General features: G+C 69.8%; 14 protein-coding genes. 3 read left to right on the plus strand and 11 right to left on the minus strand.

The window, feature by feature from the left end:
- Positions 1-25: 25 nt before the first annotated feature.
- The 7 genes from ACP4E5_RS11375 to frc (ACP4E5_RS11405) form a co-directional block, all read right to left on the minus strand.
- Positions 26-238: a formate dehydrogenase subunit delta gene (locus ACP4E5_RS11375; RefSeq protein WP_425827576.1), complete on the minus strand. Its 213-nt coding sequence runs from the start codon at positions 236-238 to the stop codon at positions 26-28.
- Position 239: 1 nt separating this feature from the next.
- Entirely contained in the window at positions 240-3,050 is a 2,811-nt protein-coding gene (gene fdhF / locus ACP4E5_RS11380; RefSeq protein ID WP_425827578.1) for a formate dehydrogenase subunit alpha, read from the minus strand.
- Positions 3,047-4,660 (minus strand): formate dehydrogenase beta subunit, encoded by a 1,614-nt coding sequence (locus tag ACP4E5_RS11385; protein ID WP_425827580.1) that lies wholly within the window; start codon positions 4,658-4,660, stop codon positions 3,047-3,049. The genes fdhF and ACP4E5_RS11385 overlap by 4 nt, the downstream gene beginning before the upstream one ends.
- Before the next feature lie 18 nt (positions 4,661-4,678).
- Positions 4,679-5,152, minus strand: coding sequence for an NAD(P)H-dependent oxidoreductase subunit E (locus ACP4E5_RS11390; protein WP_425827582.1), 474 nt, complete (start codon positions 5,150-5,152; stop codon positions 4,679-4,681).
- 155 nt (positions 5,153-5,307) lie between these two features.
- Positions 5,308-6,021, minus strand: a complete 714-nt coding sequence (locus ACP4E5_RS11395; RefSeq protein WP_425827584.1) for an acyl-CoA dehydrogenase family protein — start codon at positions 6,019-6,021, stop codon at positions 5,308-5,310.
- A 225-nt stretch (positions 6,022-6,246) separates the two neighbouring features.
- Positions 6,247-6,744: a beta-class carbonic anhydrase gene (locus ACP4E5_RS11400; RefSeq protein ID WP_425827586.1), complete on the minus strand. Its 498-nt coding sequence runs from the start codon at positions 6,742-6,744 to the stop codon at positions 6,247-6,249.
- Position 6,745: 1 nt separating this feature from the next.
- Positions 6,746-7,975, minus strand: a complete 1,230-nt coding sequence (gene frc, locus ACP4E5_RS11405; RefSeq protein WP_425827588.1) for a formyl-CoA transferase — start codon at positions 7,973-7,975, stop codon at positions 6,746-6,748.
- A gap of 225 nt (positions 7,976-8,200) precedes the next feature.
- On the opposite strand from frc (ACP4E5_RS11405), the gene ACP4E5_RS11410 reads away from it, so the two are divergent.
- On the plus strand, positions 8,201-9,589 hold the full coding sequence (locus tag ACP4E5_RS11410) for an OFA family MFS transporter (protein WP_425827590.1): 1,389 nt from the start codon (positions 8,201-8,203) through the stop codon (positions 9,587-9,589).
- Between the two features lie 36 nt (positions 9,590-9,625).
- On the opposite strand, the gene ACP4E5_RS11415 is transcribed toward ACP4E5_RS11410, so the two are convergent.
- The 4 genes from ACP4E5_RS11415 to sucC all read right to left on the minus strand — a co-directional run bounded on the left by ACP4E5_RS11415 (position 9,626) and on the right by sucC (position 14,294).
- On the minus strand, positions 9,626-10,306 hold the full coding sequence (locus tag ACP4E5_RS11415; protein WP_425827592.1) for a GntR family transcriptional regulator: 681 nt from the start codon (positions 10,304-10,306) through the stop codon (positions 9,626-9,628).
- Between the two features lie 236 nt (positions 10,307-10,542).
- Positions 10,543-12,087, minus strand: a complete 1,545-nt coding sequence (locus tag ACP4E5_RS11420) for an aldehyde dehydrogenase family protein (protein ID WP_425827594.1) — start codon at positions 12,085-12,087, stop codon at positions 10,543-10,545.
- Positions 12,088-12,258: 171 nt separating this feature from the next.
- Entirely contained in the window at positions 12,259-13,143 is an 885-nt protein-coding gene (gene sucD / locus ACP4E5_RS11425; RefSeq protein ID WP_425827596.1) for a succinate--CoA ligase subunit alpha, read from the minus strand.
- 11 nt (positions 13,144-13,154) lie between these two features.
- Complete coding sequence (gene sucC, locus ACP4E5_RS11430; protein WP_425827598.1) at positions 13,155-14,294, minus strand: ADP-forming succinate--CoA ligase subunit beta; 1,140 nt, start codon at positions 14,292-14,294, stop codon at positions 13,155-13,157.
- A gap of 187 nt (positions 14,295-14,481) precedes the next feature.
- On the opposite strand from sucC, the gene frc (ACP4E5_RS11435) reads away from it, so the two are divergent.
- Together frc (ACP4E5_RS11435) and ACP4E5_RS11440 are read left to right on the plus strand one after the other, a co-directional pair.
- The gene (frc, locus tag ACP4E5_RS11435) at positions 14,482-15,711 is read left to right on the plus strand and encodes a formyl-CoA transferase (RefSeq protein ID WP_425827600.1); all 1,230 of its coding nucleotides are present in this window, start codon (positions 14,482-14,484) and stop codon (positions 15,709-15,711) included.
- Between the two features lie 3 nt (positions 15,712-15,714).
- The gene (locus ACP4E5_RS11440) at positions 15,715-17,868 is read left to right on the plus strand and encodes an acetate--CoA ligase family protein (RefSeq protein WP_425827602.1); all 2,154 of its coding nucleotides are present in this window, start codon (positions 15,715-15,717) and stop codon (positions 17,866-17,868) included.
- Positions 17,869-17,989: the final 121 nt, after the last annotated feature.

The following is a 17,989-nucleotide window of genomic DNA, read 5'->3' on the forward strand; positions in this document are numbered from 1 at the left end:
CCGCCGGGAAGATGGCCGAAGGGCCTCAGCGCATGAGCTTCACGGCCGCGACCACGAGCGGGTCGAGGCCGTCCGCTCCGTCGTCCACGAGCGCGTAGAGCCGCGTGCGCATCCTCGGGTCCCAGAACCTGGTGAGGTGTCCGGCGATCACCTCGGCCGCCGCCGCACCCGGCAGGTGGCCCTGGTTCGCGGCGATGTCGTTCGCCATGCGCTGTTCCGACGGGACGGTGTGTGTCATGTCAGTCCACCACCGTGACGAGTGCGTCGGCCGTCTCGCGGGCGACCGCCGCCTTCGGCGCGAGTCCGACCTGGACGGCCGTGACCTTGTACTCCGGGCAGTTGGTCGCCCAGTCGGAGTTCTCCGTCGTCACCACGTTCGCGCCCGTCACCGGGTGGTGGAAGGTGGTGTAGACGACGCCCGGTGGCATCCGGTCGGAGATCTGCGCGTGCAGCGTCGTCGCACCGACGCGGCTGGAGAGGGTCACGAGGTCGCCGTCGCTGATGCCGCGCTCCTCCGCGTCGTGCGGGTGCACTTCGAGGATGTCCTCGGGGTGCCAGGCGACGTTGCCGGTGCGGCGGGTCTGTGCGCCAACGTTGTACTGGCTGAGGATGCGGCCCGTGGTGAGGACCAGCGGGAAGCGGCGCGTGCTGCGTTCGTTGGTCGGCACGTAGGAGGTGACCGCGAACTTTCCCTTGCCGCGGGTGAAGGAGTCCACGTGCATGGTCGGTGTGCCCTCGGGGGCCTCCTCGTTGCACGGCCACTGGATGCTGCCGAGCTTGTCGATGAGGTCGAAGGAGACACCCGCGAAGGTCGGGGTGACCGAGGCGATCTCGTCCATGATCTGCGACGGATGGTCGTAGTCCATGGCGTAGCCCATCGCGGTGGCGATCTCGCACACGATCTGCCACTCGTGCTTCCCGGCCTTCGGCGGCATCACCGACCGCACCCGGTTGACGCGCCGCTCGGCGTTGGTGAAGGTTCCGTCCTTCTCCAGGAAGGAGGCGCCGGGCAGGAAGACGTGGGCGAACTTCGCGGTCTCGTTGAGGAACAGGTCCTGGACGACGACGAGTTCCATGGCTTCGAGGGCCGCCGTGACGTGCTTCAGGTTCGGGTCGGACTGGGCGATGTCCTCGCCGTGCACGAACAGTCCGCGGAAGTCCCCTTCGATCGCAGCGTCGAACATGTTGGGGATGCGTAGGCCCGGTTCGGGCAGCAGCGCGGAGCCCCACAGGTTCTCGAAGACACCACGCACGGCGTCGTCGGAGATGTGCCGGTAGCCGGGCAGCTCGTGCGGGAAGGAGCCCATGTCGCAGGAGCCCTGTACGTTGTTCTGCCCGCGCAGCGGGTTGACGCCGACGCCGTCGCGGCCGATGTTTCCGCAGGCCATCGCGAGGTTGGCCATTCCCATGACCATCGTCGAGCCCTGGCTGTGCTCGGTGACACCGAGGCCGTAGTAGATCGCGCCGTTGCCCGCGGTCGCGTACAGGCGGGCGGCCGCGCGCAGGTCGGCGGCGGGGACGCCGCTGACCTCCTCGGTCGCCTCGGGGCTGTTCTCCGGGCGGGCCACGAACTCGGCCCACTCCTCGTACCCTTCGCAGCGTTCCGCGACGAAGTTCTCGTCGGCGAGGCCCTCGGTGACGACGACGTGCGCCATGGCGTTGACGACGGCGACGTTCGTGCTGGGGCGCAGCTGGAGGTGGTGTTGTGCCTCGATGTGCGGGGAGCGTACGAGGTCGATGCGGCGCGGGTCGACGACGATCAGCTTCGCGCCCTCGCGCAGGCGACGCTTCATCCGCGACGCGAACACGGGGTGGCCGTCGGTGGGGTTGGCGCCGATGACCATGATGACGTCGGCCTCGGCGACGGAGCGGAAGTCCTGGGTGCCGGCCGATTCGCCGAAGGTCTGCTTCAGGCCGTAGCCGGTCGGCGAGTGGCAGACGCGGGCGCAGGTGTCGACGTTGTTGTTGCCGAAGGCGGCGCGGACCATCTTCTGGACGACGTAGACCTCTTCGTTGGTGCAGCGAGACGAAGAAATGGCTCCGATCGCGCCCGCTCCGTACCGGCCCTGGATCTCGCGCATGCGGCGGGCGACGGTGCCGATGGCCTCGTCCCACTCGACCTCGCGCCACGGGTCGGTGATGTTCTCGCGGACCATGGGCTTGAGCTTGCGGTCGGGGTGGGTGGCGTAGCCGAAGGCGAAGCGGCCCTTGACGCAGGAGTGGCCCTCGTTGGCGCCGCCGTCCTTGTGGGGGACCATGCGGACGAGTTCGTCGCCGCGCAGCTCGGCCTTGAACGAGCAGCCGACACCGCAGTACGCGCATGTGGTGACGACGGAGCGTGTCGGCATGCCGAGGTCGACTACCGACTTCTCCTGGAGAGTTGACGTCGGGCAGGCCTGGACGCAGGAGCCGCAGGACACGCACTCGGAGTCCATGAACAACTCCCCCGCGCCCGCCGACACCTTGGACTCGAAGCCGCGCCCCTCGATGGTCAGCGCGAACGTGCCCTGCGTCTCGTCGCAGGCTCGCACGCAGCGCGAGCAGGCGATGCACTTGGAGGGGTCGAAGTCGAAGTACGGGTTGGAGGTGTCCTTCTCGGCGTCGAGGTGGTTCGCGCCCTCGTAGCCGTAGCGGACCTGCCGCAGGCCAACTACCCCTGCCATGTCCTGGAGTTCGCAGTCACCGTTGGCGGGGCAGGTGAGGCAGTCGAGGGGGTGGTCGGAGATGTAGAGCTCCATGACGCCCTGGCGGAGCTTCTCGACCTTCGGGGTCTGCGTCCTCACGGACATGCCGTCCGTGCACGGCGTCGTACAGGACGCGGGGGTGCCGCGCCGGCCGTCGATCTCCACGACGCACAGGCGGCAGGAGCCGAACGCCTCGAGGCTGTCCGTGGCGCACAGCTTCGGTACGTCGATGCCCGCCTCGGCGGCGGCCCGCATGACGGACGTGCCCTCCGGGACCTTCACCGGCAGTCCGTCGATCTCCACCGAGACCGTGGCCGCTCCGGGGCGCTGTGGAGTGCCGAAGTCGGGTTCCTTCATGAGTGTCATGCCTGGCCCTCCGTTCGGGTGTTGCCCCGCTGTACGGGGTGGATCTCCAGGAGCCGGCGGTCGCCGCGGTCGACGAAGTCGTCGGCGAAGTGCGCGAGGGCGCTGCGTACGGGCATCGGGGTCAGCCCGCCCATGGCACACAGTGAACCATCGGTCATCAGCTCGCACAGGTCCTCGAGCAGCGCGAGATTCTCGTCCCGCTGCTCACCGGCCACGATCCGGTCGATGACCTCGACGCCGCGCACCGAACCGACCCGGCAGGGAGTGCACTTGCCGCAGGATTCCTCGGCGCAGAACTCCATCGCGAAGCGGGCCTGCGCCGCCATGTCGACGGTGTCGTCGAAGACGACGACGCCGCCGTGCCCGAGCATCGCCCCGGCCTCGGCGAGGGCCTCGTAGTCCATCGGCAGGTCGAACCGCGCCTCCGGCAGATACGCGCCGAGCGGCCCGCCGACCTGCACGGCGCGCACGGGGCGGCCGCTCAGGGTGCCGCCGCCGTAGTCCTCGATCAGCTCGCGCAGGGTGATGCCGAAGGCGGTCTCGACGATGCCGCCGCGCTTGATGTTGCCGGCGAGCTGGAAGACCTGGGTGCCGCGGGAGCGGCCGACGCCGAGGTCCTGGTACGCCTTGGCGCCGTCGGCGAGGACGACGGGGACGGTGGTGAGGGTGAGGACGTTGTTCACGACGGTCGGTTTGCCGAAGAGGCCCTCGACGGCGGGGATCGGGGGCTTCGCACGGACCATGCCGCGCTTGCCCTCCAGGCTCTCCAGCATGGAGGTCTCCTCGCCGCAGATGTACGCACCTGCGCCGACGCGGATGTGCAGGTCGAAGTCGAGCGACGAGCCGAGGATGCCGGTGCCGAGCCAGCCGCGCCCGCGCGCGATGTCGATCGCGGCGCCCATCGTGGCAATGGCGTCGGGGTACTCGGAGCGGATGTAGAGGTAGCCCTCGCGGGCGCCGACTGCGTGGGCGGCGATCGTCATGCCCTCGATGAGGAGGAACGGGTCGCCCTCCATGACCATGCGGTCGGCGAAGGTGCCACTGTCGCCCTCGTCGGCGTTGCAGCAGATGAACTTCAGGTCGTCGGTGCAGTCGAGGACCGTCTTCCACTTGATGCCCGCAGGGAATCCGGCGCCGCCGCGGCCACGCAGGCCGGAGTCGGTGACCTCGGTGACGACGTCCGCGGGCGTCATCTCCAGGGCCGCGCGCAGCCCTTGCAGGCCGCCGTGGGCCTCGTAGTCCTCGGGCGAGAGCGGGTCGGTGACGCCGACGCGGGCGAAGGTGACGCGGTTCTGCCGTGCCAGCCACGGGAGTTGGCCGACGGGGCCGAGCCGCAGCGGGTGCTCGCCGCCGTCGAGCAGGCCGGCGGCGAGGAGGTCCGGGACGTCGTCGGGGGTGACCGGTCCGTAGCCGATGCGGCCCTCGGGGGTCACGACCTCGACGAGGGGTTCGAGCCAGAGCAGTCCGCGCGAACCGTTGCGGACGACGTCGACGTCCAATTCGCCTTCGAACACGGCGCGTTGGAGTTGCTGCGCCACCTCGTCCGCGCCGACGGAGCGGGCCGCCGCGTCGCGCGGAACGTAGACGGTCGTCGTGTTGTCGGAAGTCACGTTGCCGGAAGTCACCTCTCACACCGTCCCGTTGAGCAGCGCGCCGAGCCGGGCCGGCGTCACGCGTCCGTGCAGCTTCCCGTTCGCCTCCACCGAGGGGCCGAGCGCGCAGTTGCCGAGACAGAAGACCTGCTCGACGGTGACACCGCCGTCGGCGCTCGTGTCGCCGAGCGTCAGGCCCGACTCCCGTACGTGGCTCACCAGCCGGTCCGCGCCCAGGGCCTGGCAGGCCTCGGCGCGGCAGATGCGGACGGTGGAGCGGCCCGCGGGCTCGCGGCGGAAGTCGTGGTAGAAGGTCACCACCCCGTGGACGTCGGCCCGCGAGAGGTTGAACTCGTCGGCGAGGACGGGGATCGCCTCCTGCGGTACGCACCCCAACTCGGCCTGTACGTCGTGGAGCACGGGCAGCAGCGCGCCGCGCTCGCCGCGGTGCGCGGATGCCGCCCTCCTGACCACGCTCTCGACCGACACGTCCGTCCCGCTGGTCGTCATGATCGCTCCGCCTTCCGTCGTGCGGGCCTCCGGCGGGGGTGCAGAAGACCCCGGCGCTACCCCATACAGACTTCTGTATACAGAAGCCCGGTGTAAAGGAGCGGGACGAAATCGAGCGGAGTCGATCGGCCGACTTCCGTACACCGGGCCGGTGTTCACGAGGCCACGAGCACGGGCTCCTGGTCCGTCACGGCGGCCAGTCCGGTCAGCCACGGCAGCACGATGTCCCGCACCAGCCGCTCGCCGCCCCCGTCCTCGCCGAGCAGCGCCGAGGCGGGTACGCGCACGGGGTCGGCGCAGACCGTCGAGGTCGCGCTGCCACGCGGTCCCGGCCCGGCCGCCCGGGCGGGCACGTACAGATCGGGGGCGTGGGCCGGGACCAGCCACAGGCTCCGCCCGCCCGAACCGGTTCCGGACGGTCCGCTCGACCAGAGGTAGCTGTCGGCCTCGCCGGCGGCCACCACCTGGTGCTTGCGGCCTCGCAGGGTGACGACCTCGCCGGTGCGGCGGGCCGCAGGACCGGGCCCGTCGTCCTCCAGGGCCAGCGAGCACAGATGGCGCCCGGCGGCGATCTCGGAGCGCACCCAGGCGCCGCCGTACGCCTCGACGACGGCCACCGCCGCGTAGTGCGAGCGGAGCACGGTCGCGGCGGCCGGGCAGACGCGGGCGACGCGGTCCACGACATCGGCGGCCTCGGTCAATCCCCTTCCACCGCCGCCGAGTTCGGGGGCGACGGTGAGGCCGAGGAGGCCGGCGCGGCCGAGCGCGGTGACTCCGGACCGCGGGAATCTGCCTTGCGTACGGGCCGGTTCGCCGCCGGCTGCGACGGCGCCTGTCAGGACGTGAGCGAGTGCGGTGCGGTACGACACGGGGCGACCCCCTCGTCAGTGAAGTATGAGCTGCCACGATGTGGCGCAGTAATTGCATACAGTATTCCGTCGTACTCCCCCGGGGCCAGAGGTGTGCACGGTTGAGTTTCAACTCCCTTGAATTCAGGCCGATTTACCCGGCACGCACGGCGAGGCCGCGGCCGGCCCGGGTGACTGACTCACCGGGCAGGCCGCGGCGGACCGGGCCGACGGGGCGGGGCGGGGCTACGCGGTGATCTCCCGCAGCAGCCCCGTCCGTACGTCGAAGACGAACCCGCGGACGTCGTCGGTGTGCGGCAGGAAGGGCGACGTGCGCACCTTCCGCAGGGACTGCCGCACGTCCTGGTCGACGTCGGTGAAGCCCTCCACCGCCCATGTCGGCCGCTGCCCGACCTCTCGCTCCAGCTCGTGCCGGAACTCCTCGGTCAGGGACTGGAGTCCGCAGCCGGTGTGGTGGATGAGCACCACGCTGCGGGTGCCGAGCGCCCGCTGGCTGATGGCCAGCGAGCGGATGGTGTCGTCGGTGACCACACCGCCGGCGTTGCGGACGGTGTGGCAATCGCCGAGTTCCAGGCCGAGCGCGGCGTGCAGGTCGAGCCTGGCGTCCATGCAGGCGACGACGGCCACTTCGAGGACCGGGCGGGCGTCCATGCCGGGATCGGTGAACGCGGCGGCGTACCGTTCGTTCGCCTCGACGAGGCGGTCGACCACGGTGCCGCCCATCTCAGATGACGCCCTGCTCGGCGAGCTGGGCCAACTCCGCCGGGTCCAGGCCGAGTTCGTCGGCGTAGATGTCGGAGTTGTGCTCGCCCAGGAGCGGGGAGCCGGAGATGGTGGTCGGCGAGTCGGAGAGCTTGAGCGGGTTGCCGACCGTCATGTACGAGCCGCGCTGGGGGTGTTCGACCTCGACGACCATCTCGTTGGCGCCCAGCGACTCGTCCTCGATGATCTCCTTGGTGGAGAGGATCGGGCCGCAGGGGATGTTGTGGGCGTTGAGCTTGTCCAGGACCTCCCACTTGGGAAGCGTCGAGGACCACTCCTCGATGAGCTGGAACATCTTGTTCAGCTTCGGAAGGCGGGCCTCCGGGGTCGACCACTCCGGGTCGTCCGCCATCTCCGGCCGGCCTATCAGCTCGGCTATCGGCTTCCAGCCGACCGGCTGGACGATGACGTAGACGTAGTCGTTGGGGCCGCCGGGCGCGCACTTGACGGCCCAGCCGGGCTGTCCGCCGCCGGAGGCGTTGCCGGAGCGCGGGACCTCGTTGCCGAAGCCCTCGTTCGGGTACTCCGCCAACGGGCCGTGCGCCAGGCGCTGTTGGTCGCGCAGCTTGACGCGGCACAGGTTGAGCACCGAGTGCTGCATGGCGACATTGACCCGCTGCCCGCGCCCGGTGCTCTCGCGCTGGAACAGTGCCGCCAGGATGCCGGCGACGGTGTGGATACCCGTCCCCGAGTCGCCGATCTGCGCGCCCGTGGCCGTCGGAGGACCGTCCTCGAAGCCCGTGGTGGCCATCGAGCCGCCCATGGCCTGGGCGACGACCTCGTAGGCCTTGAAGTTGGTGTAGGGGCCCTCGCCGAAGCCCTTGATGGAGGCGTAGATGATGCGGGGGTTGATCTCCTGGATGCGGTCCCAGGTGAAGCCCATCCGGTCGACGGCGCCCGGGCCGAAGTTCTCCACCATGACGTCCGAGCGGCGGATCAGCTCCGTGAGGATCTCCTTGCCGCGCTCGGACTTGGTGTTCAGGGTGATGCTCCGCTTGTTGGAGTTGAGCATCGTGAAGTAGAGGGAGTCGACGTCCGGGATGTCACGCAGTTGTTTACGCGTGATGTCACCGGTCGGCGCCTCCAGCTTGACGACGTCCGCACCGAGCCACGCCAGCAACTGCGTCGCGGACGGACCCGACTGAACGTGCGTCATATCGAGGACACGCACGCCCTCAAGAGCCTTGGTCATGAACGACACCCCACCTCTCGCTTGCGCGTTCGGAGTTAAAAGGTCGGTACAGAGATCCGCACGACCCTGGACACTCAGCCACCCAGTGAGGGATAACGCTCTTCATACAGTATTCGTCGACTGTATGCAATAACCGGCGGCAGCATTCGTCTGCTTGCGGCCGCCGGGGCACAGGCCCGGAACACCGCACATGAAGCAACGAAGCTCTGTGAGGGAACGCCTGATATGACCTTGAACCACGACACAACGGAGCCGCACGCGTATCGCGAGGTCACCGACGCCCGCGGCCGCGTCTACCGCATCGGCGAGTCCGACCGCGACATCCTCGGCCACTCCCGGAAGTTGATGGTGTACCTGCCGTGGGTCGCCATGATGGGGATCAGCGTCTTCGAGTACGCCTACGGCTCCGCCGAGGACACCCTGTCCTCCGCGCACCACTGGACGCAGTCCAACACCTTCTGGATCCTCAGCATCTGGATCTTTTTCCAGGCCGGGGTCTCCTTCCCCGCCGGATGGCTGCGCGAGAAAGGGATTCTGACGGCCCGTCGGGCCATGTTCATCGGCTCGGGGATGTGCCTGATCGGGTTCCTCGCCCTCTCGCACATCCACAACGTGCTCGTCGCGATCCTCGGTTTCGGGGTCGTCGGCGGCATCGGCTCGGGGCTCATCTACTCGACCTGCGTCAACATGGTCGGCAAGTGGTTCCCCGAGCGCAAGGGCGGCAAGACGGGGTTCGTCAACGGCGGCTTCGCCTACGGTTCGCTGCCGTTCATCTTCATCTTCAACTACGCCTTCGACACGGGGAATTACCAGACCGTGCTCGACCTGGTCGGCCTGTACGTGATGGTCGTCGTGTTCGTCTGCGCCTTCTTCTTCAAGGACCCGCCGAAGAACTGGTGGCCCGCGGAGTTCGACCCGCTGGCCGGGCAGAGCGGCACCGGGAAGGGCGCCGCCAGCCTCGCCAAGAACCCGCCCGCCGTACGGCAGTTCACGCCCATGGAGGCCATCAGGACGGGCATGCTGCCGCTGATGTGGATCGCCCTCGTGATCAGTGCCGGTGTGTCGATCTTCGGCATCTCCTTCCAGGTCGACTACGCCAAGGAGGTCGGCTTCGGCCCGCTCGTCGCCGCCTCGTCGATGGGTGTCATGGCGGTCATCAACGGCGTCGGACGCGGCGTCGTGGGCTGGGCCTCCGACAAGTGGGGCCGCAAGCCGACGCTGGTGATGGTCATCCTGGTGCTCGGGCTCGCCCAGTTCGGTGTCATCTGGGCCGGCGACCTGCACAGCGAGGCGCTGTTCCTGGTCTTCGCGTTCCTCTCCGGCTTCGGCGGCGGCGCGTTCTACCCGCTGTTCGCGGCGCTCACGCCGGACTACTTCGGCGAGAACTACAACGCCTCCAACTACGGCCTGGTGTACAGCGGCAAGCTGGTCAGCGGCCTGTTCGGCGGCGGCATGGGCTCCATGGTGGTCTCCGCGTGGGGCTACAACGGCGCCTACGCGCTGGCCGGCGGGACCTCGCTGATCGCCGCGGTCATCGCGATGACGCTGCACCAGCCGGGCCGCCCGAAGAAGGGCAGCCCGGCCGCGGTGCCGCAGCCGCAGGCGGCGACCTGAGACACCCTCCCGCGCGAGGTGGTGGCCCGGCGCGGGTCACTGCCTCGCACGCTGGTGGTACGACTTGCGCGTGTGCTCGGTGTGCGCGCGCATGACCTCCGCCGCGCGGCCCTCGTCCCGGTCCGCGAGCGCCGCGATCAGCTCGCGGTGCTCCGCCCAGGACTGGTGGCCGCGCTGCCGCGCCACCGGCGTGTAGTACCAGCGCACCCGGCGGTCGACCTGCGCGGCCAGCTCCGCGAGCACCTCATTGGCCGCCAACTCCATGACGGTTCCGTGCAGTTGCGCGTTGAGCGCGACCGCCGCCTCCACGTCGTCCGCCGCGACCGCCCGCTCCCCCGCCTCGCACAGTTCCTCCAGCGCGGCGACCGCGGCGGCGTCGGCCCTCCCCGCGGCGAGCCGTACGGCCTCGGTCTCCAGGAGTTGGCGGACCGTCAGGAGCTGGTCCGCCTCGTCCTCGGTCGGCTCGTGCACGAACGCGCCCTGCGCGGGCCGCAGATCGACCCACCCCTCGGTGCTGAGCCGTTGCAGCGCCTCCCGTACGGGCTGTCGCGACACCCCGAGCTGCGCCGCGAGCTCCGTCTCGACGAGGTGGGCGCCCGGCGGCAGGGTGCGGGTGATGATGAGTTCGAGGAGCGCGCCGTAGACCCGCTCGCGCAGCGGTCCCGGCCGGTCCAGCTTGGGCACCGTGCCCTGCGGCAGTCCTGCGGTCGGCAACATCGCGGCCCCTTCCGTCCTGCGTCCACGGCTTCTCGACCCACGCTTCCCGCATGGGAATTGTCGTAGTTCTTGCCGAGCGCAATCCCAGCCTGTACACAATATCCCGTCGACACATCGTGTGCGCGGGGCGAGCGACAACTCGCCCCGCGGCACGGCGGCGGGGTCCACGAGCGGCGGGGAGCGCCCCCTGCGCCGTGCGGGGCCCCGCCGCAGCTGCGACGGGGCCCGCCAGGGTGTCAGCCGGTGTTCGGCATCAGGTGGTACTCGGGGAAGTTGCCCGGCAGCCGCTCCCCCGCCGGCCCTTCGGTGACCGCGCGGACCAGGAGCTCGCCGCCCACGAACGCGCCGCGCCACGACGCCCCGAACCCGCCGAACAGCTCGTCCCGGTCCCCGCGCGAACGCGGTTTGCCGTGGCCGACCTTGAACGCCCGGATCTGCGGGGCGAGTCGCTCGTATGTCGCCTCGTCGTCGGTGGAGAGCGTGGCGACGAGGGCGCCGTTGGACGCGTTCATCGCCGCGAGGAGTTCCGCCTCCGTGTCGACGAGCACGATGGTGTCGACCGGACCGAACGGCTCGGCGTGGTGCAGCGGCGAGGACGGCGGCGGGCCGAGGAGCGTCACCGGATGCACGTACGCGCCGGTGTCCTGTCCCGGCAGGAACAGCGCCGGGTCGGCCTTGGAGCGGTGCAGCGGGACGGCCCCGCGGTCGATCGCCTCCGCGACCTGGTCGTGCAGCTCCTTCGCCTTCGCCGCGTTGATCAGCGGCCCGAAGTCCAGGGCGGGGTACGGGTCTTCGGGGTGCTCGACGGCCAGCGGGTGGCCGACGCGCAGGGTGCGTACGGCGGGCAGGTAGGCGGCGAGGAAGTCGTCGAAGGCCTCGCGCTGGACGACGAACCGGGGGTAGGCGGTGCAGCGTTGCTTCCCGTAGTCGAAGAGTTTCGGGATCGCGGCCGTCAGCTTGTCCCAGTCGGTGAAGTTCCAGATGCCCCAGGTGTTGAGGCCCTCCTGCTCCAGGATGTGCCGCTTGCCGAGGTCGGCGACGTCCGTGGCGACGGCCGCACCGGTGTCCCGGCCGCCGACGAAGGACACGCAGCCGATCTCGGGTGCCCGCACGAGCGCCTCGGAGAGCTGTCCGCCGCTGCCGCTGACCAGCGTGACCGGGATGCCCTCGCGGGCGGCCAGGGCGCAGGCCAGGGTGAGGCAGGACACGCCGCCGTCGGTCGGTGTCTTGGCGATGACCGCGTTGCCGGCCAGCGCCTGGACCAGCATGGCGTGCACGAGCACGCTCATCGGGTAGTTCCAGCTCGCGATGTTGGACACCGGTCCCGCCAGCGGGGTGCGCTCGGCCAGCATCTCGTCGATGCCGTCGACGTACCAGCGCACGCCGTCGATGGCGCGGTCCACGTCGGCCTGCGCGAGCCGCCACGGCTTGCCGATCTCCCAGACCAGGAGCAGGGCGAGGAGTTCGCGGTGCTCGGTGAGCGCGTCGAGGGTCGCGGCGACGCGGGCGCGGCGCTCGGGCAGCGGGACGTGCCGCCAGGCACGGTGCTGGTCGAGGGAGGCGCGCACGGCCTGGTGGGCGGTGTCGGCGTCGAGGCGGGGCGGGCCCGCGATGGGGCTGCCGTCGACGGGGCTGGTGGCGGGCAGGGCGCGGCCGTCGGCCTGCCAGGCGCCGTTCCACAGGTTCAGGACGCGGTCGCCCTGGAAGGCCTCGGGGGCGACGGCGAGGCAGCGCTGCCAGGCGTCGGACCAGGACGTTCCGGATTTGAGGGTGATTGCCATTGTTCGGTCTCCGCTCACGGTGCACAGTCGGGGCGGGTCTTCATGGCTGGTGGTGCTGTATGGCTGGTGGTGCCGTATGGCTGGTGGTGCTGTGGACGGGAGGTGCCCGGCGGACACCTCCCGTATGCCAGGAACCGTACGGGGATGGTGAGTTGACGCCTATGAGAAGCGTCACTGCCCGTCGGCGAGGCGGTCCAGGACGAGCCGGGCCGTCTCCGTCGGCGTGGCGCCGACGCGGACGCCGACCGCCTCCAGGGCCTCCTTCTTGGCCTCGGCGGTACCCGAGGAGCCGGAGACGATGGCGCCGGCGTGGCCCATCGTCTTGCCCTCGGGCGCGGTGAACCCGGCGATGTAGCCGACGACGGGCTTGGTGACGTGCTCGCGGATGTGGACGGCCGCCCGCTCCTCGGCGTCGCCGCCGATCTCCCCGATGAGCACGATGAGTTCGGTCTCGGGGTCGGCCTCGAACGCTTCGAGGCAGTCGATGTGGGTGGTGCCGATGACGGGGTCGCCGCCGATGCCGACGCACGTCGAGAAGCCGATGTCGCGCAGCTCGTACATGAGTTGATAGGTGAGGGTGCCGGACTTGGAGACGAGTCCGATGCGGCCCGGCTTGGTGATGTCGGCCGGGATGATGCCCGCGTTCGAGGCGCCGGGCGAGATGAGGCCGGGGCAATTGGGGCCGATGACACGGGTGCCCCGCTGCTTCGCGTACGCGTGGAAGGTGACGGCGTCGTGCACCGGGATGCCCTCCGTGATGACGACCGCGAGGGGGATGCCCGCGTCGGCCGCCTCGGTCACGGCGTCCTTGGCGAAGGCGGGCGGCACGAAGACGACGGTGACGTCGGCTCCGGTGGCCGCCATGCCCTCGGCGACGCTGCCGAAGACCGGGATGTCGCGCCCTTCGAGGTCGACGCCGCGCCCGGCCTTGCGGGGGTTGACGCCGCCGACGATGTTCGTGCCGGCCTGGAGCATGCGGCGGGTGTGCTTCATGCCCTCGGCGCCGGTCATGCCCTGGACGAGGACCTTGCTCTCCTGCGTGAGGTAGATGGCCATGTCCCGGCTCCTTAAAGGGGGTTGGGGGCGAGGGCGAGATCGGCGGCCTGGCGCGCGGCGCCGTCCATGGTGCTGGCCTGTCCGACCAAAGGGTGCGCGCGCTCTTCGAGGATGGCCCGGCCGCGCGCGGCGTTGTTGCCGTCGAGGCGGACGACGAGTGGCTTGGTCAACTGGACGTGTTCCAGGGCCTGGACGATGCCGTCGGCGACCGCGTCGCAGGCGGTGATGCCGCCGAAGACGTTGACGAAGACGGACTTCACTGCCGGGTCGGAGAGGATGACGTCGAGGCCGTCCGCCATGATCTGGGCGGAGGCGCCGCCGCCGATGTCGAGGAAGTTGGCGGGCTTCGCGCCGCAGCCGGCGACGACGTCGAGGGTGGACATGACGAGCCCGGCGCCGTTGCCGATGATGCCGACCTCGCCGTCGAGCTTCACGTAGTTGAGCCCCTTGGCCGCGGCCCGGGCCTCCAGCGGCTCTTCGTGCGCGGCCTCCTGCTCTCCCCAACGGGCGTTGCGGAAGCGGGCGTTGTCGTCGAGGGTGACCTTGCCGTCGAGCGCGAGGATCTGCCCCTGCGTGGTGCGCACGAGCGGGTTCACCTCGACGAGCAGTGCGTCCTCGCGGGTCAGTACGTTCCACAGGCGGACGAGGACGTCGACGGTCTGCGGCGGGAGCACCGCCGCCTCGGCGATGCGGGCCGCGACGGCCGAGGTGACGCCGACGGCCGGGTCGACGGGGATCCGGGCCACGGCCTCGGGCCGGGTGGCGGCGACCTCCTCGATGTCCATGCCGCCCTCGGCGGAGGCGATGGCGAGGAAGGTGCCGGCCGCGCGGTCGAGGACGTAGGAGACGTAGAACTCGCTGTCGATGTCGACCGGTTGGGCCAGCATCACCTTGCGGACGGTGTGGCCCTTGATGTCCATGCCGAGGATCTGGCGCGCCGTCAGTTCGGCGGCGGCCGGGTCGGCGGCGAGCTTGACGCCGCCCGCCTTGCCGCGACCGCCCGTCTTGACCTGCGCCTTGACGACGACGCGGCCGCCGAGTCGGCGCGCGAACTCGCGGGCCTCCTTGGCGGATTCGGTGACCTCGGCCCGCGGGACGGGGATGCCGTGCTCCGCGAACAGGTCCCTCGCCTGGTGTTCGTACAGGTCCATTTTGCGGCTCCTGTCTGGGTTCCTGCTTCAGCCGCTGATTCGGCTACGGAAAGGAAAAGTGCTGCACGCCCCCTGGACACCACCCACTCAATGCGGGATACCAGTTTTCATACAGTATTCGGCGACTGTATGCAATGTACGAGTCGCCGGTGGACCGACCGTGGACCAGTAGCGAGGTGAGTCGTTCGTGACCAAGGCACTCGAGGGTGTGCGCGTCCTGGACATGACCCATGTCCAGTCAGGCCCATCCGCCACGCAGATGCTGGCGTGGCTGGGTGCGGACGTCGTCAAACTGGAGGCGCCGACCGGTGACATCACGCGCAAGCAACTGCGTGACATCCCGGACGTCGACTCCCTCTACTTCACGATGCTCAACTGCAACAAGCGGAGCATCACCCTGAACACCAAGACGGAGCGCGGCAAGGAGCTGCTGACCGAACTGATCCGCCGCAGCGATGTGCTGGTGGAGAACTTCGGCCCCGGCGCCGTCGACCGGATGGGCTTCACCTGGGACCGCATCCAGGAGATCAACCCCCGCATCATCTACGCCTCCATCAAGGGCTTCGGCGAGGGCCCCTACACCAACTTCAAGGCCTACGAGGTCGTCGCCCAGGCCATGGGCGGCTCGATGTCGACCACCGGCTTCGAGGACGGACCACCTCTCGCGACCGGCGCGCAGATCGGCGACTCCGGCACCGGTATCCACACCGTCGCCGGCATCCTGGCCGCGCTCTTCCAGCGCGAGAACACGGGCCGCGGGCAGCGCGTCAACGTCGCCATGCAGCACGCGGTCCTCAACCTGTGCCGCGTGAAGCTGCGCGACCAACAACGCCTCACCCACGGCCCGTTGGCGGAGTACCCGAACGAGGACTTCGGCGACGAGGTCCCGCGCTCCGGCAACGCCTCCGGCGGCGGACAGCCCGGCTGGGCCGTCAAGTGCGCGCCCGGCGGACCCAACGACTACGTCTACGTCATCGTCCAGCCGGTCGGCTGGAAGCCGCTCACCGAGCTGATCGGGCGGCCCGAACTCGCCGAGGACGTCGACTGGGCCACACCCGAGGCCCGCCTTCCGAAGCTGAACAAGATGTTCCAGCTCATCGAGGAGTGGTCCTCGACGCTTCCCAAGTGGGAGGTCCTGGACAAGCTCAACGCCCACAACATCCCCTGCGGCCCGATCCTCTCCACCAAGGAGATCATCGAGGACGAGTCGCTGGTGGCCAACGAGATGGTCGTCGAAGTGCCGCACTCCGGACGCGGCTCCTTCAAGACCGTCGGTTCCCCTCTCAAGCTCTCCGACTCCCCCGTCGACGTCACCTCCTCCCCGCTGCTCGGCGAGCACAACGCGGAGGTCTTCATCGGTGAACTCGGCCTCGGGGACGAAGAGTTGCGTCTGCTCAAGTCGAACGGAGTGATCTGATTGATGGCCGAGGAACGTGAGCTCAAGGTACGAGCGCTGCTCGACACCGTACGGGCCGAGGGACGTACAGCGCTCACCGCGCCCGAGGGAAAGGTGATCGCCGACGCGTACGGCATCGCCGTCCCCGGCGAGGAGCTCGCGACCGATGCCGACCAGGCGGTCGCCGCGGCGGCCCGCTTCGGCGGACCCGTGGTGCTCAAGATCGTCTCACCCGACATCCTGCACAAGACCGACGCCGGCGGTGTCATCGTCGGCGTGGAGGGCGAGAGCGCCGTCCGGGAGGCGTACCAGCGGATCGTCGACAACGCGCACGCATACGACTCCGACGCGCACATCACCGGCATCCAGGTGCAGGAGCTGCTGCCCACCGGGCCCGACGCCCAGGAGGTCATCGTCGGGTCCGTCACCGACCCGACCTTCGGCAAGGTCGTCGCCTTCGGGCTCGGCGGCGTACTCGTCGAGGTACTCAAGGACGTCACCTTCCGGCTCGCGCCGGTGTCGGCGGACGAGTCACTCGACATGCTCGACTCCATCAAGGCGGCGGAGGTGCTGCGCGGTGTGCGCGGCGCCAAGGGCGTCGACCGGGAGGCGCTGGCCGAGCAGATCCGCCGGGTGTCGCAGCTTGTCACGGAGTTCCCGGAGATAGCCGAGGTCGACCTCAACCCGGTGATCGCGACCCCGACGGGCGCGCTCGCCGCCGACATCCGCGTCATCCTCGCCGAGGGTGAGCAGAAGAAGCGGCGCACCTACACGCGCGAGGAGATCCTGACCTCCATGCGGCGGCTGATGGAGCCGCGCTCCGTCACCGTGATCGGTGCCTCGAACGAGCAGGGCAAGATCGGCAATTCGGTGATGCGCAACCTCATCGACGGCGGCTTCTCCGGCGAGATCCACCCGGTGAACCCGAAGGCCGACGACATCCTCGGCCGCAAGGCGTACAAGAGCGTCACGGACGTCCCCGGCGACGTGGACGTGGCCATCTTCGCGATCCCCGCCAAGTTCGTGGCATCGGCCCTCGAGGAGGTCGGCCGCAAGGGCATCCCCAACGCGGTGCTGATCCCCTCCGGGTTCGCCGAGACCGGCGAACAGGAGCTCCAGGACGAGATCGTGGCCATCGCGGAGCGGCACGGGGTGCGACTGCTCGGGCCGAACATCTACGGCTACTACTCGACGTGGCAGGACCTGTGCGCCACGTTCTGCACGCCGTACGACGTGAAGGGCGGCGTCGCCCTCACCAGTCAGTCCGGTGGCATCGGCATGGCCATCCTGGGCTTCGCGCGCACCACGAAGACGGGTGTCTCGGCGATCGTCGGGCTCGGCAACAAGTCGGACCTCGACGAGGACGACCTGCTCACCTGGTTCGGCGAGGACCCCAACACCGACTGCATCGCGATGCACTTGGAGGACCTCAAGGACGGGCGCGCCTTCGTGGAGGCCGCGCGCGCCACCGTGCCGAAGAAGCCGGTCGTCGTCCTCAAGGCGGGGCGTACGGCGGCGGGCGCGAAGGCGGCCGGTTCGCACACGGGCGCGCTCGCGGGCGACGACGCCGTGTACGACGACATCCTCAAGCAGGCCGGTGTCATCCGGGCGCCCGGCCTCAACGACATGTTGGAGTACGCGCGGGCGCTGCCGGTGCTTCCGACGCCCAAGGGCGACAACATCGTCATCATCACGGGGGCCGGCGGCTCGGGTGTGCTGCTGTCGGACGCCGTGATGGACAACGGGCTCGAACTCATGGAGATCCCGGCCGACTTGGACGCCGCCTTCCGCAAGTTCATCCCGCCGTTCGGCGCCGCGGGCAACCCGGTCGACATCACGGGCGGCGAGCCTCCGTCGACGTACGAGGCGACGATCCGGCTCGGTCTGGAGGACCCGCGGATCCACTCGCTGGTGCTCGGCTACTGGCACACCATCGTCACCCCGCCCATGGTGTTCGCGGAGGTGACGGCGCGCGTCGTCCAGGAGTTCCGGGAGCGCGGCATCGAGAAGCCCGTGGTGGCCTCGCTGGCCGGCGACGTCGAGGTCGAGGAGGCGTGCCAGTACCTCTTCGACCGGGGTGTCGTCGCGTACCCGTACACGACCGAGAAGCCCGTCGCGGTGCTCGGCGCCAAGTACAAGTGGGCCCGCGCGGCAGGGAAGTTGGGGGGCGGTCGATGAGGTAGACGACCGACGGATCCGGTCGGCGGTGTGCGCCGACCGGACCCAGGCCCCGTGCGCACACGGAAGAAATTTGGACAGGGGGCGCTGCCCAGATCTTTCGACGCAAGGGAAACGACCG

The sequence above is a fragment of the Streptomyces fractus genome (assembly GCF_049844455.1).
Lineage (GTDB): Bacteria > Actinomycetota > Actinomycetes > Streptomycetales > Streptomycetaceae > Streptomyces > Streptomyces fractus.